This is a genomic window from Stutzerimonas stutzeri, assembly GCF_018138085.1.
Classification (GTDB): domain Bacteria; phylum Pseudomonadota; class Gammaproteobacteria; order Pseudomonadales; family Pseudomonadaceae; genus Stutzerimonas; species Stutzerimonas stutzeri_AI.
The window spans coordinates 4,745,069-4,764,579 of the sequence record NZ_CP073105.1 but is presented as its reverse complement, the minus strand read 5'-3'; the positions used below and the strand labels follow the sequence as shown (position 1 = coordinate 4,764,579).

Annotated in this window: 28 protein-coding genes; 5 read left to right on the top strand and 23 right to left on the bottom strand. The window is 63.5% G+C overall.

What is annotated here, in order from left to right; genetic code table 11:
* Position 1 precedes the first annotated feature (1 nt).
* A complete protein-coding gene (locus KCX70_RS21785; RefSeq protein ID WP_021206981.1) occupies positions 2-607 on the top strand; it encodes a DedA family protein in 606 nt (201 codons plus the stop codon).
* 214 nt (positions 608-821) lie between these two features.
* On the opposite strand, the gene KCX70_RS21780 is transcribed toward KCX70_RS21785, so the two are convergent.
* The 20 genes from KCX70_RS21780 to KCX70_RS21685 all read right to left on the bottom strand — a co-directional run bounded on the left by KCX70_RS21780 (position 822) and on the right by KCX70_RS21685 (position 14,725).
* Entirely contained in the window at positions 822-2,006 is a 1,185-nt protein-coding gene (locus tag KCX70_RS21780; protein ID WP_212618807.1) for a polysaccharide pyruvyl transferase family protein, read from the bottom strand.
* A gap of 8 nt (positions 2,007-2,014) precedes the next feature.
* Positions 2,015-3,070: a nitroreductase family protein gene (locus tag KCX70_RS21775; protein ID WP_212618806.1), complete on the bottom strand. Its 1,056-nt coding sequence runs from the start codon at positions 3,068-3,070 to the stop codon at positions 2,015-2,017.
* Complete coding sequence (locus tag KCX70_RS21770) at positions 3,067-4,395, bottom strand: flippase (protein ID WP_212618805.1); 1,329 nt, start codon at positions 4,393-4,395, stop codon at positions 3,067-3,069. Before KCX70_RS21770 ends, KCX70_RS21775 begins: the two co-directional genes overlap by 4 nt.
* Before the next feature lie 944 nt (positions 4,396-5,339).
* On the bottom strand, positions 5,340-6,482 hold the full coding sequence (locus KCX70_RS21765; protein ID WP_045158070.1) for a site-specific integrase: 1,143 nt from the start codon (positions 6,480-6,482) through the stop codon (positions 5,340-5,342).
* A complete protein-coding gene (locus KCX70_RS21760; protein ID WP_197861479.1) occupies positions 6,479-6,688 on the bottom strand; it encodes a DUF4224 domain-containing protein in 210 nt (69 codons plus the stop codon). Before KCX70_RS21760 ends, KCX70_RS21765 begins: the two co-directional genes overlap by 4 nt.
* 78 nt (positions 6,689-6,766) lie before the next feature.
* Entirely contained in the window at positions 6,767-6,973 is a 207-nt protein-coding gene (locus KCX70_RS21755; protein ID WP_197861480.1) for a DUF7696 family protein, read from the bottom strand.
* On the bottom strand, positions 6,966-8,207 hold the full coding sequence (locus KCX70_RS21750) for a phosphoadenosine phosphosulfate reductase family protein (RefSeq protein WP_212618804.1): 1,242 nt from the start codon (positions 8,205-8,207) through the stop codon (positions 6,966-6,968). Before KCX70_RS21750 ends, KCX70_RS21755 begins: the two co-directional genes overlap by 8 nt.
* On the bottom strand, positions 8,204-8,422 hold the full coding sequence (locus KCX70_RS21745; RefSeq protein WP_197861482.1) for a hypothetical protein: 219 nt from the start codon (positions 8,420-8,422) through the stop codon (positions 8,204-8,206). Before KCX70_RS21745 ends, KCX70_RS21750 begins: the two co-directional genes overlap by 4 nt.
* The gene (locus KCX70_RS21740; RefSeq protein ID WP_197861483.1) at positions 8,412-8,615 is read right to left on the bottom strand and encodes a hypothetical protein; all 204 of its coding nucleotides are present in this window, start codon (positions 8,613-8,615) and stop codon (positions 8,412-8,414) included. Before KCX70_RS21740 ends, KCX70_RS21745 begins: the two co-directional genes overlap by 11 nt.
* On the bottom strand, positions 8,612-8,785 hold the full coding sequence (locus KCX70_RS21735) for a hypothetical protein (RefSeq protein ID WP_197861484.1): 174 nt from the start codon (positions 8,783-8,785) through the stop codon (positions 8,612-8,614). The genes KCX70_RS21740 and KCX70_RS21735 overlap by 4 nt, the downstream gene beginning before the upstream one ends.
* The gene (locus KCX70_RS21730; RefSeq protein WP_212618803.1) at positions 8,782-9,222 is read right to left on the bottom strand and encodes a hypothetical protein; all 441 of its coding nucleotides are present in this window, start codon (positions 9,220-9,222) and stop codon (positions 8,782-8,784) included. Before KCX70_RS21730 ends, KCX70_RS21735 begins: the two co-directional genes overlap by 4 nt.
* A gap of 74 nt (positions 9,223-9,296) precedes the next feature.
* On the bottom strand, positions 9,297-9,689 hold the full coding sequence (locus KCX70_RS21725) for a hypothetical protein (protein ID WP_212618802.1): 393 nt from the start codon (positions 9,687-9,689) through the stop codon (positions 9,297-9,299).
* 11 nt (positions 9,690-9,700) lie between these two features.
* Positions 9,701-9,973 carry a hypothetical protein gene (locus tag KCX70_RS21720; RefSeq protein ID WP_102839363.1) on the bottom strand — a complete coding sequence of 91 codons (273 nt, stop codon included), beginning with the start codon at positions 9,971-9,973 and terminating at the stop codon, positions 9,701-9,703.
* 50 nt (positions 9,974-10,023) lie between these two features.
* Positions 10,024-10,167, bottom strand: coding sequence for a hypothetical protein (locus KCX70_RS21715; RefSeq protein WP_155397245.1), 144 nt, complete (start codon positions 10,165-10,167; stop codon positions 10,024-10,026).
* Between the two features lie 44 nt (positions 10,168-10,211).
* Positions 10,212-12,929, bottom strand: coding sequence for a toprim domain-containing protein (locus KCX70_RS21710; protein ID WP_212620408.1), 2,718 nt, complete (start codon positions 12,927-12,929; stop codon positions 10,212-10,214).
* Positions 12,930-12,948: 19 nt separating this feature from the next.
* Positions 12,949-13,182: a hypothetical protein gene (locus KCX70_RS21705; RefSeq protein WP_033996905.1), complete on the bottom strand. Its 234-nt coding sequence runs from the start codon at positions 13,180-13,182 to the stop codon at positions 12,949-12,951.
* An 83-nt stretch (positions 13,183-13,265) separates the two neighbouring features.
* Complete coding sequence (locus KCX70_RS21700; protein WP_125875864.1) at positions 13,266-13,622, bottom strand: hypothetical protein; 357 nt, start codon at positions 13,620-13,622, stop codon at positions 13,266-13,268.
* Entirely contained in the window at positions 13,619-13,876 is a 258-nt protein-coding gene (locus tag KCX70_RS21695) for a transcriptional regulator (RefSeq protein WP_045158062.1), read from the bottom strand. Before KCX70_RS21695 ends, KCX70_RS21700 begins: the two co-directional genes overlap by 4 nt.
* Before the next feature lie 82 nt (positions 13,877-13,958).
* Positions 13,959-14,432 (bottom strand): YmfL family putative regulatory protein, encoded by a 474-nt coding sequence (locus KCX70_RS21690; protein WP_212618801.1) that lies wholly within the window; start codon positions 14,430-14,432, stop codon positions 13,959-13,961.
* Between the two features lie 29 nt (positions 14,433-14,461).
* Positions 14,462-14,725 (bottom strand): DNA-binding protein, encoded by a 264-nt coding sequence (locus tag KCX70_RS21685; protein ID WP_212618800.1) that lies wholly within the window; start codon positions 14,723-14,725, stop codon positions 14,462-14,464.
* 84 nt (positions 14,726-14,809) lie between these two features.
* Between KCX70_RS21685 and KCX70_RS21680 the strand changes: the two genes are divergently transcribed.
* Genes KCX70_RS21680 through KCX70_RS21665 form a run of 4 tightly spaced genes read left to right on the top strand, consistent with a single transcriptional unit; the run spans position 14,810 to position 17,490 of the window.
* Entirely contained in the window at positions 14,810-15,157 is a 348-nt protein-coding gene (locus KCX70_RS21680) for a helix-turn-helix domain-containing protein (RefSeq protein WP_212618799.1), read from the top strand.
* Positions 15,158-15,214: 57 nt separating this feature from the next.
* Positions 15,215-15,859, top strand: coding sequence for a BRCT domain-containing protein (locus tag KCX70_RS21675; protein ID WP_212618798.1), 645 nt, complete (start codon positions 15,215-15,217; stop codon positions 15,857-15,859).
* Positions 15,860-15,913: 54 nt separating this feature from the next.
* Entirely contained in the window at positions 15,914-16,654 is a 741-nt protein-coding gene (locus KCX70_RS21670; protein WP_212618797.1) for a HipA family kinase, read from the top strand.
* Positions 16,654-17,490 (top strand): DUF3037 domain-containing protein, encoded by an 837-nt coding sequence (locus tag KCX70_RS21665; RefSeq protein WP_212618796.1) that lies wholly within the window; start codon positions 16,654-16,656, stop codon positions 17,488-17,490. The genes KCX70_RS21670 and KCX70_RS21665 overlap by 1 nt, the downstream gene beginning before the upstream one ends.
* 63 nt (positions 17,491-17,553) lie before the next feature.
* Here KCX70_RS21665 and KCX70_RS21660 read toward each other — a convergent pair whose 3' ends face one another.
* The 3 genes from KCX70_RS21660 to KCX70_RS21650 are packed head-to-tail and all read right to left on the bottom strand — an operon-like array spanning position 17,554 to position 19,507.
* Positions 17,554-17,784: a hypothetical protein gene (locus tag KCX70_RS21660; RefSeq protein ID WP_212618795.1), complete on the bottom strand. Its 231-nt coding sequence runs from the start codon at positions 17,782-17,784 to the stop codon at positions 17,554-17,556.
* A 32-nt stretch (positions 17,785-17,816) separates the two neighbouring features.
* A complete protein-coding gene (locus tag KCX70_RS21655; protein WP_212618794.1) occupies positions 17,817-19,070 on the bottom strand; it encodes a phage late control D family protein in 1,254 nt (417 codons plus the stop codon).
* On the bottom strand, positions 19,067-19,507 hold the full coding sequence (locus KCX70_RS21650; RefSeq protein WP_125864933.1) for a phage tail protein: 441 nt from the start codon (positions 19,505-19,507) through the stop codon (positions 19,067-19,069). Before KCX70_RS21650 ends, KCX70_RS21655 begins: the two co-directional genes overlap by 4 nt.
* Positions 19,508-19,511: the final 4 nt, after the last annotated feature.

Sequence of the window (19,511 nt, the reverse complement as noted above, 5' to 3'; positions counted from 1 at the left end):
GATGTTCGACAAGATCGTGGAAATCGTCTCGGCGTTCGGCTACATCGGCGTGTTCGTGCTGATGCTGCTGGAAAACATCTTCCCGCCCATTCCGTCGGAACTGATCATGCCGCTGGCGGGCTTCGTCGCGGCGCGCGGTGAGCTCAATTTCATCGCGGTGGTCCTGGTCGGTACGGCCGGGTCGGTGGTCGGTGCGCTGCCCTGGTACTACGCCGGTGCCAAGCTCGGTACCGAGCGCATGAAACGGCTGGCGCGCCGTTGGGGGCACTGGTTGACGCTGTCGCCGGAGGATGTCGACAAGGCCGGTGCCTGGTTCGATCGGCACGGCAAGGGCGCGGTGTTCTTCGGGCGCCTGATGCCGGCGGTGCGCACGCTGATCTCGGTGCCGGCGGGTATCGTCGGCATGCCGATGACGCTGTTCCTGCTCTATTCGACACTGGGCTCGCTGATCTGGACTGCGCTGCTGGCGCTGGCCGGCTTCCTGCTCGAATCGCAGTACGAAAAGGTCCAGGCGTATCTCAACCCTGTGTCCACCGCAATCGTGGTGCTGATGGTGCTCTACTACCTCTATCGCCTGATCCGCCAGCGGCTCGCCCGACGTGACTGAACGGATGGCGGCGGGCGGAATGAAGCGGGGCGTAGCCCTGCACGTATCGCAGCCCCGGGTAGGGTGGGCTTTAGCCCGCCGCGTGCTGGCAACACCAGCGCGCCCACGCCTCGTCCGTTCTATTGCTGTGTGCCGCTGGGCTGAAGCCTCCGACAACGGCATGCCCGGCCGGGTGAAGGATGCGCAACACCCAGCGCCGGTCGCGCCGTAGCGGTCAGGCCGCGCCGGCGGCCTGCGGATGCGTTTGGCGGATGCGCTCGCACTGATCGATGACGGCGAAGACGTCCTGCCACATCTGCTCGGACTGCTGCTTGAGCTGATCGGTGCGTGCCTGAATCAGTGTCCTGATCCGCTCGCTTTCGTCGATCACCAGGTCGATCTTGCGCTTGATTTCCGCCTCATCGGTGGTGACCTGAACCAGCCCTTCGGGAAATCCATAGTCCTCGAAAAGCATCTGGTACTTGTGACTCCAGCCGGTCGCCAGCGCCGGTACGCCTTGAGACAAGGCGCTGACCAGACCATGGAAGCGGCTGCCCAGGGTGCCGCTGCAGGCGCCGAGGATGCCCTTGATCTCCAGCGCGCCGCTTTCCTTGACGATCGGAATGCCGCCCACCGCCGCCGACAGCTCATCGGCCAAGCGCTGGTCATCCTTGCCCTCATGCACCAGCACGAAGGGTTTGGCGTTCTTTTCCAGCAGGTAGCGCGTGCAACTGATCAAAAACGGCAGATAGGCGTCGCGGGTCTTCTGATCGGTTTTGTCGAGCATCCGGCAATTGGGCACGATGCAGAAGCGGTTCTGCTCGACATCGAAATTCGCCGGCAACACGCCTGTGATCAGGTTGGTGAAGTCCGGCGATTGCCTGATCTTCGCCTGCTCGCCGACCAGGTTGGTCAGGTGCTCGTAAGACACGCGCTCGCGCGGGAAGATCAGGTCGACATTCGCGACCACGGTCTTCATTGCCGCCTGGTTCTTCTCCGACTTGAACGGGCCCAGTGCCTGGGGCATGAGGATCACGCGGGTGCCGTTCTTCTTCCAGCGCCTGGCCGACTGGGCGAGCTCGGCACAGGGGGCCTCGCCCCATTGATCGCTGTAGGCGAAGCCGGCTGCGTCGATGACCACATCGACCTCTTTATCCAGCACCACGCCATACATCTCACGGAGCTGGCGCGGCGCGAAGTTGGCCAAGGTGCCCCACTGTATGCCGTAGCGCCACAGCCAGGCCTTGGGATAGAAGCCCAGCTGGACCAGCTTGCGAAACGGCTGCTCGGCCTTTTTCGGGGTCGGGGCCATGACGAAGGTAGCGTCTGGATACCGGGCCTTCAGCTTCTGCAGCGCCGCATGCAACATCAGCTCAGCGCCTTTATTGACGAAGCCTGCTTTTCTGATCTCGATAATCATCGCTTACCTCAGTTGTATACGATCAAGTCTGTCTCGGTCTTCTTGTCCGAATAAGGAATCCCTCCCGTTGGATCGGCGTAACCCACGGCGAGCAGCATCACGGTGCGCTCCTGGTAGGCCAGGCCCAGAATCTTTGCCAGTTGGCGCTCGCGTTCCTCGACGTCCGGCCAGTTGATCGAGCAGCTCGACAGGCCCAGGCTTTCCAGCGCCAGCATCAGTTGCATCGCCGCCAGCGAGCCGTCGATATAGACAACGTGGCGGTCGCGCGCCTCGGGGTAGCAGCCCAGATCGCCGACCACGGCGATGACGCATGGCAGGTTGTCATGAAAGCCCGCCGTACCGCCGGCACACTTGGCGACCCTGGCGGCCTTTTCCTTGCCGTTGCTGACGTAGAAGCGGAACGGTTGGCGATTGCAGGCCGATGGCGCCAGCGCGGCAGCCCGCACCGCCTGTTCCAGCAGCTCGTTGCTGACCGGCTTGTCCTGATACCAGCGCACCGAGCGACGGCGGCGAAACAGCACCATCAGCTCCTCGTAGCTGACCGGGCACTCGGGCAGCTGGCTGTGCGGGTAGGGCACGCAGCGGTTGGCTTCGTCGCTGTGGATGCCGGCGAACGCCTGCCTGGCCGAATCGATACGCGGCGTATTGCCGACCGCGCCGAAGTAGTCGGTGAGCACATCGTTGGCCCAGCGTTGCTGACCTTTGGCGACACCGGCCTGGGCGGCGTCGGCAAAGCAACGCACGGTCGGGCCAATGTAATCCTCGGCAAAGGTCGCGCGCCGCGGACGCATGATCAGGCCCTTCTCCAGCCGATGGACGTTGCGTCGCAGGAAGGCGTCGTTCTCGCCCTTGCCCCGCATCCGCCGGGCGAAATTCAGGCGTCCGAGCAGCACCGCACGATGCTCGCGGTCGAATTCGCGGCTGACGAAGCAGTAATACAGCGAGGCGAGAAAGCCGCTGCTGGAAAACAGCCGGACCAGGGCCAGCCCGGTGGTGTCCCGGGTCGCCTTGATCGCGACCTTGACCGGCTCAGGCAGGGCTCTGGCTAGGGACATGAGGCTCATCGGGCGGCTCCTACGGCTTTGAATGCATAGCGGACGGGACTGACCATCGATTTGGTCATCATGAGAAAGACCGGGCGCGTCTTGCTGTGCACCAACAGCGCAGCGTACGAAGCGACGGCGTAGGAAATGAGGGTCGCCATCGCCGCGCCTTCACCGCCGTAATGCGGAATCAGCAGCGCGTTCAGACCGGCGTTGGCCAGCGCGCCGAGGCCCTGGGTTATCAGGGAGAACATCAACGCGCCTTCGATCAGGATCCACCGGCTGAACGCCGCGCGCATGAAGATGAACACGCCTGCCCAGATATGGATGGTGAGGATGGATGCGGAGTTCTGGTACTCGCTGCCGAACAGCAGGGAAATCAGCGGTCCGGCGACGAGTGACACCAGCAGCGCAACGGCAATGGCCAGGACGAACAGCAGATCGAGCAACTGCTGGAAACGCTGGTTGAAGCGGGCCGGGTCGGCCTCGTGCAGCTTGATAAGCTTGGGGAAGAATGAGGCGACGATGGCGGTCGGCAGGAAATACCAGGCCTCCGAGAGCTGCGCGGCGACGGCGTAGACGCCCACTTCCTCGGCGCCGACCATCCACTTGAGCATCACTTGGTCGATCTTCATATAGATCACGGCGAATATCGAGCCGAGGTAGATGATCCAGCCCTGGCTGAGCAACTCCCGCGCCCGCGCGAAACTGGCTTTCCAGCTCATCAGCGAGACGCGCGTGGTGCCCTTGTAGAGCAACGCGAGGATCAGCGCCGCCATCACGAACTGAGCCGTATGCGCAAAGGCAAAGGCCACCACACCGGCGCCGCTGATTACCATCAGCAGTTTCAGACCCGCCGAGAGCAGGATCGCGCTGGACTTGGCGATGGCCGGGTATTTGGCCTGCACCTGCGATTGAAACCAGTACTCCACCACATCGAAGGTCTGGAAAAAGATCGCTGAGGCAACGATCAGCAACATCCAGAACTCGGTCCCGCCGATCTCCTCGAACAGCGAGGCGTAGATCAGGATCAGCAGAAAGCCGAGGGTCATGCCGGTCAGCTTGAGCATGAAGGTGGTGCCCAGCGTCTCCGGCACTGCCGCCGGCTGCTTGACCACCTCGCGCACCACCAGTCCCGCCAAGCCCATGTGGCCGGCAGAGGCGAAGATGGCGGTCATGGAAATGGCATAGGCGAGAATGCCGAACTGCTCCGGCCCCAGGTAGCGGGCCAGCACGATCGCCATGAGAAAACCCACGCCGATGTTCAGCAACCGCTCCGCCATCATCCAGGAGGCGTTGAAGAGGTAGAGCTTGAGTTTGTCGAATATCGTCTTGATTGCTGTCATCAGGTGGCCTGGCTCCTCAAGGCTGGCTCCGTGGCGGCAAGCATTGCCTTTCAGTTGCGCTGGAGTGGCGACGGATAGCTGACAGCGTTTAGCCCGGCATGTTCCGACAGCCGATCGGCTCGTTCCGAGTTTCAGCCACGTCGAACGGCGCTTTCTGCCGCCCACCAATCGCCGACCCAAATCTCTGCAGCCCAAGGCGCACGGGGACTGCACGCATGTCGGCGTGGAACCTGGCGTAGCGTGTCCACGCTGCAACATAGAGCGCGCCGGCGATCGGAAGCGGCGACAGATCGGCCCGATTGAGACCGGGGTCACAGGCGCCACGGAAAGACCATCGGATTAACCTGATGGCTTTTTCATCTCAAAAGTGGAACTTTTGCCATCACGCCCGCTCTTAACCTCGGTGCCGCTGCTGGCCGCTCCCTGACCCGTCCCGCGTCAGGAAGCGCCTAGCACAGCACCCAGCCTGCATACCGCGGGCTGTGGCAAGGCTGCCGCGAAGGGCCTCGCAAGCGCCAGGATGGCGTTCAGGAATCGCTGCTCGGAGCAGCCAGAGGGACAGGACTCAGCCCGCAGAACAGAAAAGCCCCGCATCAGCCGATGCGGGGCTTTTTTGTACTTGGTCGCTATTGGCGCGCTGTGCGGCAGCTGGATGTGCAGGCGAGAGCGGACCCGCTTCCGTACCCAGGCCAGGCACAAGCCCGCGCTTGGCGATGGCGTTTGATGCAAGCCCGAAACAAAAAAGGCCCACCCGGAGGTGAGCCTTTTTCGTTGTTTCGTATGGTGCCGGCACCAAGAGTCGAACTCGGGACCTACTGATTACAAGAAAACCCTTTTCGGGTTGCTGGTCAGGCACTTAGGTGCGGGCTTGTTACGTAAGCGCAGCGCTAGTGGCCGGATTCCTTGCGGAGCCCGGCGCGCTTGTTACGCAGGTTTTGGCGGGATCAGAGAGCGGAGGGGGCGACCTTCGGGACGCTCAGGTCGTAGATGTCGAGCATGGACTCGTCGCGGTGGCCGCTGGCTTCCTGCTTGTCAGCCCGGGTACCAGGGGTGTCGGTGATGCCGCGGCGCTTGAGGTCGTGCAGGCCGAAACGCTGCTCCGCCGTGATGACGCCGGCCGCGATCGCGTTACGCATGAAGCGGTTCCAGGCGGTGTCCAGGCCGGACTTGCCCAGCGGCCCGCCGTGGTCGGCGGTGATGATGAAGCGCTTCTCCGGGAGGACTGGCACCGCTGTGCCCCGGGCTTTCCACACCTGGGCGCGTCGCGCCTTCGCGGCATCCCAGGCGGCGCGCAGCCGCGGCGTCCAGGTGACCACGTTATCGCGGCTGCCCTTGCGCCGGTTGGTGAGGATGCCCTCGGCCAGCTCGTTGGCGTCGGTCAGGGTGACGACCTCGATGCCGCGCAGCCGGCACAGGTAGGCCAGCTCCATGACGTAGCTCAGGTGCGGCGGTACCGCATCCTTCTGCCCGCGTTTCAGCTGGCCCAGCTCGCGGGCGCGGTCGATCAGGCGTTGCATCACTTCGAGCGACGGCAGGCGGCGCTGTTTACGCTCGACCGGCGCCTCGATGCCCATGGCGGGGTTGCTGTCCAGATAGCCGCGGTTGCGGCCCCACTGCATCACCAGCCGCAGGTACCGCAGCGCGTGGGCCGCCTTCGACGGCGTACCCTCGTCGGCGATCCGATCGATAAGCCGCTGAATCAGTGCAGGGGTGAACTTGCGCACGGCCAGCTCGCCGAGGGGCTTGCCGAGCTTGGTGGGAATGTTGACCAGGACGTCGCGCGACCAGCTGTAGCTCTCCTGGGTCTTCGGAGCCAGCCGTTTGAACTTTGCGCTGTCGTGGTACTCCCGGCACAGGAAGTTGAGGCTCTCCCGGTCCACGCCGTTGCGCACCTCCATGATTCGGTGCAGCTCGCCAAGTGTGGCCGAGCTGTTGGCGATGTTCTGCCGGCGCTGCCGGCCGGCTTCGTCGCGGTGCAGGGTGTACCAGCTGCCTTTGCCCCGGTGATCAAAGAAAACGGCCGCTGGGATAGCGGCCTGATCAATGTGCGGTGGGATGTGGGGGTTGTGCTTCCTTGCTCGCCTCATAGGATCTCGACGCCGTACTGCTCCTGGGTGCCGGCTTTCAGCCCGCCGGCCTGGTTGATCAGATCCACCGTGGTCCACGGCCCGGTGCGGCCGCGGAACAGACGGATGCCCTGCTCGTGCAGCGCCCGCTCCACGTCGGCCCGGCGAGCGTAGCCGGTGATGCGCTTGAGGTCGTCGAAGGTCAACACGCTGGAGGCTTCGCTCATGGGCGGGCCTCCAGTTTACTGCTGCTGGCCGGTGGCCATCGCCGAGAATTGCGGCTCCGGCCTTCTCGCCTCGGTCCGCTAGCCATGTTGCCCTCCCAGCCACTCGCTACGGCAAGCCCACTGCCGGCGCATCTCCTCGATCAGCTTTGCTGCGCCGGCGGTGCCTCGATGTTTGGCGATCAGCGCAGTGAGTTCGGTGATGCGCTCTGCCGTGGTGTAGCCCTTGCGAAGCCAAGTTCTGGCCTCGCATTCCAGCCGGAGCTGGCTGCTGTCTTGCTCAGGCATGCGCCACCTCCAGGAACAGCAGCGGCTGGACCGAACCGTCCGCATACACCTTGTCCAGTGGCGTGGTGGCGACCGGCTCATCACCGTCCCAGCCGTCCGGCCAGGTTTCGGCGGCGATCAGCTCACGGATCCGGGCCTCTTCCTCGGCATTGATCATGTCCACCAAGGGGCGGCCGAGGCGCCGCGCGGCCTCATTGATTTCGTTCTGGATGCCAAGCAGGCGCTCCAGCGCCATGAGTCGCGACTCCAGCAGGATCGGCCCCATGCGCTGGGGGTTGGCTGCGATGCTGCCATCCTTCAAACGCTCGGCGCCGGCCTTGCGCAGCCGATGCTGCGGCTCACGCAATTCACGCCACAACGGCTTTATCTGCTTAAGCGGCGCCAGGTACGCCCAGGCCGGGTTGAGCAGAATGGTGTCGAGCGCATTGTCTTTGCTGGCCAGCGGGCAGCCAGTGCAGCCCGTTCGGGCGTTGATTTCCTCGGCCTCGTCGCCGCCGTAGGCATCAGCGATCGTCGCCGTTGGCCAATCGCCGAACTCGACCTGCGGCGCCCAATGCTTGAGCCATTCCCAGACGTGGCAGACGCGCCAATGCAGTAGCGGTGCCAGGGTAGCGAGGCGACCTTTCAGGCCCTTGGCCTCGGGTAGCACCTTCTGGTACCACCCCTGGCCACACTCGGCACCGTCCTTTCCACAGCTCATTTCGATCCGCTTGTCGCGGATCGCGCTTTCACCCTGGCGCACGCCAGTGATCATCAGGACGTTACCGTCCAGGGCAGCCAGGCGCTGCTCCAGCGCGTGGGCCATCGGGTCGATCTTGATCTGGCGCGTGCACCAACGCAGCGTGTTGTTATTCGGTGGCGGCACGCCACGGCCGAGGATGTAGACCATAAAGCGCTTGTCCAAGGGCGCGGTGACCACCTCCACACGGATGCCACGCTCTATCAGCTCATCCATGATCTGGCTGGCTGCATTGGCAAGGGGAAGCAGCTCCTGGCGGGTGTCCGCGTAGAACACCGTGAGGGTCTTCGGCGGCTTGATCCGGCCGGTGTCGATCAGCCAGATGATCAGGGTGAGGGTGGCGCTGCTGTCCTTCCCACCCGACCAGGCGATGCCCCAGTGATCGTGATCGGCGCCGTAGGCCTGGAGGGACTGGATCGTCAGCTCGATGCTCTCGGTCATCTGCAGGCGCTGCGCGCCGGCGGCGAAGATGTCGCCTTGGCGAAGGGAACTCATGCCGGCTCTCCTGGATGGATAAAGGTCACTCGGTCCTTCCCGTCGATCAGGTCGCGCTGTTGCTCGACCAGGAGGGACGGATCGAGGCTCAACTTGCGGGCCATGCCTTCCGCAGCCCAGCGGGCGCCCATGGTGTTGCTGGCGGTGCGCTTGTCGCCGCGCACGGTGGCCACGTAGGTGCCGGTGGTGAAGCGGGTGCGGATTTCAACGGGCATAGCGGCGGCCTCCCTGGGCTTTCTTCGCGGCGACGTTGCCCATGTAGCTGGCCCACTCTTCCTGCTTGCGCTGCTGGCGGATGCGGCTGCAGGCAGCGTGCTTGCGGGTGGAGCGGGCCTTGTTGCAGATGTCGCAGATGCTGGGCAGGTCCAGTCGGTGGCTGGCCATGGTCGGGCGGGTGCGGTTGGTCATTGGGCACCACCTTCGGCCTGGTGGCCGGGCTTGCCGTACTTCGCGGCGCCGCATTCGCAGCGGTAGAGCCCGCGCTTGGTGATGCGACCGAAACGGCCGTTCAGGTGGCTGGTCACGACGTTGCGGACGAAGGTCCAGCTGTGGCGTTTGCCGATGGTGCAGGGCTTCATGCGTCACCGCCTTGCACGACCGGAGCGGCCTGTTGCAGCAACGCCTTCATGTATTCAATCGCTTGAGTGGCGTCGTCGTGGGAGTCGCAGAACACTTCGCGGGCCTGGTGTGCCGCGCGGTTAACCGCGGCTTGCCAATCTTCTGGCTCCTCGTCCGCGTCCCAGCCCTGCGCGCTGCGGCGCTCCATCAGGTCCAAAGCCTTGCGTGCTTTGGCGCTCAGCTCCGGCCCGATGCCACAGTCGCCGTCTGCCACGTAATTGACGAACTCCAGCAGGGCGTCGCCCGCAGCCAGCTCATGGCCGCGGGCCCAGCTAACGACCTCACCGCCATCGACGGTGCGGGGGATTTCCTTACCGAGCGCGCCACGGATAACGATCGTGTCGTAGCGCGGCGTGGTAGCCTGCTCAGCGCTGACTTCGGGGGGTTGTGCTTGCATGGTGCTTCTCCTTGGGTTGGTCTGGCCCTGGTGAGTTGCCGCTCACCGGGGCCTTCTTGTTTCTGGGGCGAGCGTTACCGGACGCGGATCTTCTTGCCGTCCTCGAGGACGTACAGGTTCACGTCAGCCAGGCGGTACTGGCCGCCCACACCGCCCTTGACGCAGTAGTCGCCACCGCCGTCGTGGACGATGCGCACCTTGAAGGGGTAGCCGTAGCCGTTGGAGCGGCACAGCGCAGCTTGGCCGGCGTACTTGCTGGACTTCTTGATCTCGGCGTAGAGCTGCTGGCCTTCCTTGCGGCCGTGCGGGCCATGCGCGGCCTCGAATGCCTCCCATGCGCGCTGAGTCAGGGCATCAGCAAATGCGTTGTCCTGGTCGTTGCGCTCGACCGGCCAGCCCTTCTCCTTGGCCAGATCCTCGAAGGTGAACAGCAGGTCGAGGTCTCGAAGCTTTTCGCTCGTTTTCATGGTGCTGCTCCTCAGTTCGCCACAACGGCGTGGATGGTCAGTTCGGACGGCAGCCGCCGCTGCAGGGCTGTCAGGCGATCGATCTGCTCCTCGCTGCACTCGTCGATGCAGATGACCCTGGCGCCGCGGCCGATGCGGTGGCGCACGAGCAGCTCCAGGTCGGCAAGGTCGTAGGCGTTGCCGTGGATGATCTGGTGCTCGTCCTGCCCGGCCTCGCGGGCTTTCTGCCGCAGGCGGATGGTCTTGCCGGTCATCGGGGCGCCGCGTTCTACGTTCAGTTGCATGGTGCTTCTCCTTGGTAAGGCCCAGGCGTTGCCGCGCCTGGGCGCTGTGGTTAGCGGGCCGCCAGGGCCAGCAGGTTGGGGGCGAGGTAGCCGGCCGCGAGCAGTACCGCCAGGGTCACGCCGCTGCCCAGCAGGGTGAGCAGGGTTTCGCGGCGGCTGGGGCTGTAGAGGTCGTCGTTGTCGTTCATTGGCATGGTGCTTCTCCTTGGGTTGGTACCGGCGTTGCCGCGCCGGCGGGTCAAACGAGCTGGAACAGCCAGCAACGGACGGTCTTGGCGGTATTCATCCCGTCGGTGGCGATGTTCGAGTTGATGGGCTTGTTGGTCTCGATGAACTTCGGCGACTTGCTGGTCTTGAGCAGGCGCTTGAGCTCGCTGAGGTTCGGGAGCTGCTGGCGCTTGTTGGCCGCCATCTCGACGAACTCGTTGAGGTTGATGGCGAAGAAGGCCGACTTGCGGGAGTGGTTCAGCCGGCCGCCGGGTTCGTTCAGAGGGCCATTGAGGAACTCGACCATGTCCCAGAATTCGCGCACGAGCGGGTGGTCAGCGTTGATGGCCTGCTGGCGCTCCTGCGCCATGCGCTCCACCTCGGCATGCACCTGGGCCGCGCGCTCGTCGCTGAGCGGCACCACCAGCTGCAGGGCGTCCACCAGGCTGCGCAGCTGGGCGTGGTTCTTGGCGATCCGCACGGTGCGGATGCCCGGCAGTGCCAGCAGCTGCTGCTCGTAGCCGGACGTGCGTTCGTCCAGGAGCTTCATCACCTGCGCCTCGGGCTTGAGCGCCTTGATGATGAAGCCGCTGAGCTGCTCGACCGGCATGCGCTCCAGGCGCTCGGCATGGAGCTTGGTTTCCGGGGTCTGGTGCTCGCGGGTCAGGTGTACATGGCCCAGGCGCTGGAGGATCGGCTCGGAGGCGTTGACGGCGTTGTTCTGCGCGATCAGCAGGGCGCCGCGGAACGGCGGTTCGCGGGTGTCGTTGCCGTTGTTCTTCACACCGGTAGAGCGAACGCTGCGGCCGTTGTAGGCGGTCTTGAGTTCGTCCCAGTCGAAGTGCTTCACCGGCGCGCCTTCCTTCTGCTCGCGCTCGGACTCGATCAGCACCACCGGCAGGTTGCCCACCTGGGCGAAGTTGCGCGCGCGGCTGGCCGGGGTCGCCTTGGACGGGTCGAAGCCCTCGTATTCGGTGCGTCCGGTCAGTTTCCAGAGCAGCTCCACCAGGGTGGTCTTGCCCGCGCCGGCCTCGCCGATCAGCTCCAGGAACAGGTAGGACTTGTGCAGCTGGCGGATCTGCTCGGCGTACAGCGCGCCCAGCCACCAGGCCAGCACCACCACGCCGCGCACGCCAAAGCAGCGCCAGAACAGGTCGAACCACTCTTCGTCGTAGTCGGCCAGGTCGGCATTGATGTGGAGCACTGGCGACAGGCTCTGCGACTTGATGCTCAGGGAGCCGACGTCGAAGAAGTCCTCCTCGTTGAGCTTGTGCACCTTGCCGCCGGCGATCGCCAGATCGTTGAACACGTAGACGCCGTGCTCGCGGGTGTAGCCGATCCAGTCGATCGTGTTGACGGTCTTGAGGCTGTCGAGCTGGTAGCCAAGCATGCGCTCCAGCTGCTGCGGGGTGCCGGTGAACATGGCCCCGTTGCAGACGTTGAGCAGGCGCTTCTTGAACTCCGGCGCCGAGGCGATCTGCGCCGCGGTAAAGGTGCTCTTGATGGTGGGCGCTTCGGGCCGCTCGACGCGGAAGTAGTACCAGGCCTCGTCGGTCACCTCGTTGCGCATGTAATACAGCGCGTCGAAGTAGCAGTTGGCGATGCGCACCACGGCGGCGCTCTGGCGCAAGGCCTTGTCCCGGCGCTGCTTGTCGTTGAGCAGCTGGTCGTCGTGGTGCTCGGAGCCGTCAAGCTCGCGGGCGGTGCGCTCGTACTTCTCCATGTCCAGGTTGAACCAGTACAGGCGCGAGCGGTAGGTGAAGTGGAATTCCTTGCGCTCGTCCCATTCGTACATGAGCAGGCCCTTTTCCTCGGCCGACTCGGCCAGCAGCAGGGCGCCCTGGTGGCGGGCCTCGGCCATGTCCAGCTCGATGCGCTTGGCGCGCTCCTCGTCGCCGTCGATGAAGGCCCAGCGCTGGTGCAGGTCGTTCCAGTCGACCTTCTTGGCGCCGCGCTGCGGGATGACAGCCGCCTCGCACTTGAAGCCCAGGGCGCGGGCCTCCTTCGCCCAGCGGCGCATGTTGGCCTTGGCGACCGGCTCGTTATCCAGCGCCCAGACCAGGCGCGGCAGGCGCTTGTCCGCCTCATGGCAGGCGTTCTTGAGTGCCTTGAGCGATTGCTCGGGCAGCGGCGCGCTGCTCATCATCGAGACGGCAGGGACGTCGTGGTGCAGCAGCGCGATCGCGTCGAAGATGCCCTCGACGATGTACAGCTCCTCGACCTCGACCAGGTTGAGCGACGGCGGGCACCACCAGACGCCCTTGTAGCTTTCGCCCGGCTTGAAGCGGGCCTTCTGCTTGCCGAAGCGCTCCGGCCGGTCGATCAGCCGTTCCCAGTAGCCGCCCTTTTCCAGCGGGAAGCGCACCGTCGCGCTGCCGGCGTTGATGTCGCGGCTCCAGTAGTTCTCCTGGCTGTACCAGCCGGCGATCAGCTCCAGGCGAAAGCCGCGGGCGAACTGCAGGTAGGCGCTGGCCGTGGCCATCGGGTCCTGGGCGGTGGCCGGGGCAGTCTTGCTCCAGTCGTTGAACAGGTCGTCATACAGCTCTTTGACGTGGACGCGGTGGCCACACTTCTCCGGACGGCCGCAGATCAGCATCCAGGGCGAGTCGTGGAAGGTGTAGAGGGTCTTCTTGCCGCAGTTGTGCGCCGGGCATTTGCCCTTGCGCATGTAGTTGGTGCCGGCCATGTGCTGGAGGCCGAAGTCGCGCTCGATGCGGCGCAGCACCTCGGCCCGTAGGGTTTCTTTCATCTGCATGGTGTGGCTGGCCTTACTGGTTGGCGCCCAGGGCGGCTTTCAGCGCCCCGATGGTGCGTTTGTGGCCGGCGAGGGCCGGGTAGTCATCGAGGATGCGGCGGCTGCGCAGGAACTCCGGCACGGTGCGGTAGCGATCGTCGTACCAGTGCTCGGTCAGGCCACGGCGCAGCTCGCAGCGCAGGCTGCTGAGCAGGGCCTCGGCCACGGGCTTGGGCATGTCCAGCTGGATGGCAATGGCTTGTTGCATGGCGGCAACCTCGAATTTCGGGTGCAACTTCCCCAAACCCGCTGGCAGGCGGGTCTGGGTAACGGTGATTCAGGGGGTAGTGGTCAGTGCGCGGCTGCTGCAGCCGGCAGTGCCGCGGGTGGCTGCAAACGCAGCGGTAGATAGCGGGTGGGGATGAAGGCCCGTTCCCCGCTACGAACAAGCACCAGACACACGCGGGTTTCGTCGCAGCCCTGGGCCCAGTCGATGGCCACGCGGGACGCCAGTTCGGTCATCGCCAGATGGACCAGCCGCGGCGCCATGAACGCAGGCACGTCCAGGCCTTGAACCAAATAGCGGCACGCGCGGTCATAGAGGCGCTCATCGTCGGCAAGGTGCTCATCCTGATGGCGCAGGAGGTAGGCCTTGGCGGCGGCCTGCATGCTGCTGCGGTAATCCTTGGCAGAGGTATCGTGGCTCATGCGTGTGCTTCCTTGAGTGGCTGATCGAACAGATCGGGTTGATCGGATGCAGGCCGGCTGTCACGCAACGCCTGCATTTTCGCCACGGATGGCGCAATCGGCAGCACCACCCTCGGCTTGTCCATGCCCGAGGTATTGATCTGGTAGTCCCAGCTCATCGAGCCCGTGAGCACCAAGCCGCAGGCCAGATTCATGCACTGGCCATAGATGGTGCGGAATGTCGGTGTTTGCCCCTCGGAGTTGCGAATGCGCAATCCGCTCTCCGCATGCCGGGCAAACCAGCTTGTAAACGCTCAAATCCCTTCCCCCCCGGCCGTGGCAGCGGCCGTACAGCACTTATTTTTTGTCGTTGCAGGTATGCAGAACGATGACTGCCGCTATCTCCGCGTGGCGGGCAGAGACGTAGCGGCGGTGGGCATCGAGGATGGCGTTGGCTTCGCCTTCGTCGATCGCTCCGTCCTCCAGGGCCTTGGCGATGATCAGGTCCACGCGGCCGCGGCGCTTCGCGGTATCCACGGCGCGGTGGTAGAGCTCCATGTTGTCCAGCTCCTCGGCGGCTGGCAGCGGGACGAACACACCGCCGTACTGGGCGGCGATGTACTCGGGCAGGTAGGTCGTGCCGATCTGCTGCTCGAGCAGCAGGATCTGCTCGTCGGTCAGCGGGCGGTGGCCCGCGCTCTCGTAGGCGTGGTTGTCGAATTTCTTGATTTCCAGGCCCAGGCGGGCCGCGGCGCAGTCACGGCCGCCGGGGTAAGCGGCGATGATGGCGCTGACCACCTTGCGCCGGCTGTCGAGGATCGCGTGCTTCATCTTCTCGTTTCTCGCCTTGGGGTTTGCCATTACTTTGGAATCACAGCGAAGTCAGTCTTGCGGCGCCCATAACGCGGCGCTTCGCCGGCTACTACGCCTTCCTTGATGCCGAGCAGTACGGCGGCGCGGTGGGCTTCACCGCGCAGGCACTTCTTCTGCCCGTTGAGCACGGCGTAAACCGTGGACGGGGTGATGTCGTTCTGTTCGGCCCATTCCTTGGCGGTCAGGCCGAGCTTGCTGAGGCGTTCACGCGCAGCGTTGCGCGCTTGCTCGCTGGGGTATCCGTTCGGCATAGTTCAAATTCGTGTGATTTCGTGTGATGTGAAGCGGATATTGGTTCAGTTATTTGAACCTGTCAATGCTTGAGGTTCAAAAATATGACCATTGGCGAGCGGCTGAAGGAAGAACGGTCGCGCCTGAAACTCAGCCAAACCGATCTCGGTGCGATCGGCGGCGTGGGCAAAACGACGCAGATCAACTACGAAAAAGGTGCGGGGAGCCCTGATGGCAGGTACCTAGCTGCTGTGGCTCAGACGGGCGTCGATGTGCTTTATGTGGTTACTGGCGTGCGTGTTGAGCAGGCCGCGGCCGGCCTCGACAACCATGAAGCCCAGCTGCTTGAAGCCTTCCGGAACATGCCCAAGCAACAGCAGGATGCCTTTCTGTTGCTCTCGTCCTCTATCGCCAGCGCCAGCGGCAATTCACCGCTGGCGGACAAGCCCTAGCCCACCAACCACTCTCAATGGAACTGCAGACCCCGCCTGGTCTGAAAGGAGCTCTGAATGGTCGACCTGCATCTGGAATTCACCTCCAGCCGTTTCTTCAACGAAGCCCGCATTGACCGGCGCAGCGCCGATGCTCTGGTGGGCCTCGCCGCCGGCGTGGTTGCGGATGGCGTGGTGAACATCGACGAGGCGCGCTTCCTCAAGGGCTGGATCGAAAGCAACCTGGCCCACCTTGAGGATCCCGTAGTCAACCTGCTCTACCGGCGCATCAGCGCCATGCTGCAGGACGGCGTGCTAGATGCCGACGAATCGGCCGATCTGATGCATCTACTGCACAGCTTCGCCGGGCTTGATGTCAGCAAGCCGGAGCAAACCGCCCAGGCCTTCACCGCGCCGACGGACTTGCCGTTCAATCTTCCCGCCCCTGAGCTGGTGTTCCAGGACAAGGCTTTCGTATTCACCGGCACCATGGCCTATGGCCCGCGCAAGGCGTGTGAGGAGCTGATCCTCGAACGCGGCGGTGTGATAGGCGGTGGCGTCAGCAAAAAAATCCATTACCTGGTCGTTGGCAGTGTTGGCAACGACCAATGGCGGCACGCCACCTACGGCACCAAGATCATGAAGGCCGTCGAGCTGCGGGAGGCCGGTGCGCCTATCGCAATCGTCGGCGAAGACCACTGGCAGCGCGCGTTGTTCGGATGATGGAAATGCTGATCGCGTAAGAAGTCGCCGGAGCAGAGCAGGGAGCAGTACCCCTTGATTCAACAGAACCTGGTGAAGCTGAACGTCGAGAACGTCTACCCGCAGAAAGCCGGGACGTTCCACGCGGGCGGTTTCTGTAAGTGTGACGATGGCCTCGACTATGCCTTCAAGCAGGTCGCTCCTGGTGCGGAGTTCGTGCCGGCTACCGAGTGGTTGTGCGGTCATCTTTCCAACACCTGCCGGATCCACACTCCACCGATGGAAATTTTGCACGGGCTGGATGGTCGGATGTGGTTCGGATCAAGGATCGAGGGCGGAACGCTGGATGCTGACCAATGCGTGATGGAACTGGCGTCCGGAGAAATGGACAAGCGCATTCTTAACCTGCGCGAGCGGCTTTCAGCCATCTACGCTTTCGATATGTTTGTGAACAACAGCGACAGGCATCTTAAAAACCTGCTGTTCAGGACAAGCCTGGAGGGCGTAGTGATGCTGGCTTTCGATTACAGCCTCGCCTGGTTGGCTCACGGGGCAGCGCTTGATCTGTATCTCACGCCGGAAAGCAAAACAAGGCAGGTGAGAACGTTTCTGGATACACTGTATGGCTTCGATCTTGCTTCAGCAGAGAAGGTGCTCAGTGCGATTCAGGGCTTGCCAGCTGACTGGATCGACGGTCCGGTAGGCGCCATGCCGGGAGAGTGGCAGCACGGTGTTGATGTGGCGACAGCAGTGGCCTGGTGGAAGAGTGATGCACGGGCCATCCGCTGCGAGACGATCAAGGGGGCGCTTAAGTGATGAATATTATTAAATACAGCCTTATACAATTCACGCCCGACCGTAAGCGCAATGAGACCATTAATATTGGTCTGGTTGCGTTTATGCCTGACTCCATTGTCGTGAATCTATGCGAATCTATTAGAAAGATTCGCGCCGTAGATGGCGCAATTTCCGGAAACGATTTGAAGAATATCGAGTCCATGCTGCAAAAGATATTCAGTAAAAGCGTGCCGGAGAGCCAAGAGATAGAAAGTAGATTTGAATTTTTAAAATTAATATTGCCTGATTCTTATCAGTTAAGCACTTTGGGTTGTTTCAGTGCTGCGACTAGAGAAGAAGCGAACTTAAAAATCAGCCTATTGATGAATGAGTTGGTGATCCCGCCTCGCCCGGTTATCACCAGAGAACGCGGCGCACGCATAATTACTAACCTACGCAGCATCTTCCGCCAGCACGACCTGTTCAGTGACTCTGTGGACGATATTTTCAACCACCGTATCGTCGAGAAGTTCCCGATCTCCGAGAAGTCCAGCTTGCGCGCTGACTTCGCATTAAAGAACGGCGTTTACCACATCACTGAAACAATCGATCTTGGTGCGCGTGATGCGTCGGTTAAGTTCAAAGAAGCCGGGCTCAAGTCGTTTGTTATGGCAAAGGCAAAGCTAGAGCTTGGTAAAGAAACAAAGTGCTATGCGGTTTACTCGGCTAGTGCAGCAGATGAAAAAGATAAATCCGAAGCTATTGATCTTCTGAGCGAGGGGTCGGACTTCATATTCAACCTGCGCAGCCAGAAGGACAAGGTGGATTACATTCAACGAATGGAAGACGCCGCTGGCGTTCAAAGATTGCACTAACAATTGGCTAAAACCGAGGGCGCCAATTGGCGCCCTTTTTTATGCCTGCGAATTGATAGTTGCTCAGCTGCGCGCCCAGTCGTAGACCCGTTGTTCTGGCAATCCGAGCTGGCCGTCCTGGGCGATAAATTCCTCACCGGCCCTGCGGCATTCCGCCTTCAACTCATCTATGGAAATTCCGTGTAACTCGGCTACCGAGTGGGCCGACTGCACTATTCCGCCTCCGTCGCGTACGCAGACAAAGAGGTAAACGTGGCGTGGCCAGTCGGCATAAGGGTTGCGGCTGTCGGTCATGGGCGTTGCTCCTTGATTGGAGTCCCATTCAATCACTCCGCTTGCATCCTCTGCCACTCCCGATCCACTGCCCGCTGGGCATTGGACTTGCTCGCGTAGAGGTGCGTCAGGCGCTTGGGCTTGGTCTGGTCGCCGGCGGTGAGTTTCTTCTGCTCGCCCGTTTTCTCCTCGCGGTACCAGGCGACGACGCCGGTGTAGTCGCCGTCGTGATCGGCCAGCAGATCCACGTCATCGCCATCGGGCAGCTTGGATTCCAGCTCCAGGCTGGTGGTGTAGCTGTCCGGCGTGAAGCTGTGGCGCAGGTTGCCGCCCAGCCAGACGATGGCCGAGATCTCGGCCTTGATGCCGAGCAGGCTGTAGGTCTGGTCGGGGGTCAGCTCCGGGCGCCCCTTGGCCAGCATGTAGCTGAGCGTGGCGGTACCGCGCTGCAGGCGGCCCCACTCGGCGCGCGCGGCGCGCAGGGCGCTGGCCTGGTCGGTGTAGCTGTGGCGCAGCTCCTTGAGGTTGTCGCCGCCGCCGGCGATGGCCTCCTTCTTCTCCGCGCTGTTGATCTCGTAGTAGTACGCCTTGACGCCGGTATAGCTGTCGCGGTCGGCCTGCAGGAAGCGGTGCTGGTCGCCGTCGGCCCGGGTGAGGGTGACGTGGGGCAGGCTCAGGCCGCTGGCTGTGGTGCTCTTGCCGGCCGGCATGAACAGCAGGCGCCCGGCCTTCACGGTGCTGATGGCGTCGTGTTGCAGGCCTAGCCGGCTGAGCAGGTTGGCGTCGCTCTCGTTTGCCTGGTCCAGGTGCAGCAGCTCGATGGCCGCCAGGATGGGGCTGACGACGGGGGCGAGGCCATGGGCGGAGGCGATCGAGGCGATGATCGCGCCCAGGTTGGCGCCGTCCCAGCTGCGTTCGCGCTTGACCTTGAGGCCGCCGCGCAGGTCCGCGCTGCGGGCGCGAATGCTGAGCACGTCCGGCGCGCCGCTGTGCTCGGTTTCGTCCACGGTGTAGCTGCCCTTGTCCACCAGACCGGTATCGCTCCAGCCCAGCCAGAGGCGCACGGTTGCGCCCCGGGGCGGGATGGCCAGCAGCCCGTCGTGGTCGCTGAGGGTGATGTCGAGCTGGTCGGCCTCCATGCCGCGGTTGTCGGTCAGCTCGATGCTGACCAGGCGCTGCTCGATGTCGAGGGTGATGTCGCGGCCGTTGACCACCACGCGGCAGATCGGCTTGGGATAGGACGTCGCCTCGCGGTAGCGGTTGGCCGCGTCACCGAGCAGCGCGCCGGCCTGGCTGAGCACGTTCACAGCAGCCCCCGCAGAATGCCGCCGACGCTGCCGGTGAGGCTGCCCAGCAGATCGACGCGGCCGTCATCGATGCGGCTCAGTTTGAGGTTGAACTCGATGCGGCGCGCGGCGCCGTCACGGAAGAACAGCGTGCGCGTCTCGCTGAGTGACTCGATAACCCACAGGCCGAAGATGCGGCCGTCGCCCTGCACCAGGGGCCAGGCCTTGCCGGTGTCAGCCATCATGCGCAGGGTGTCGAGGCTGAGCGGGCTGCCGACCAGGCCGGGCAGCAGCACGCCGGGCAGGGTGATGCTGTCCTCGCCGCGGCCGAGGTACTGGCGCGCCGGGTTGGTACCGATGCGGCTGGTGGAGCCGTGGCGCCAGTCCGTCTGCCGTTGGAACTCCTGGTAGGCCAGGGTCTCCAGGCTGAACACGAACATGCCGAGGGCCATCATCATGGGG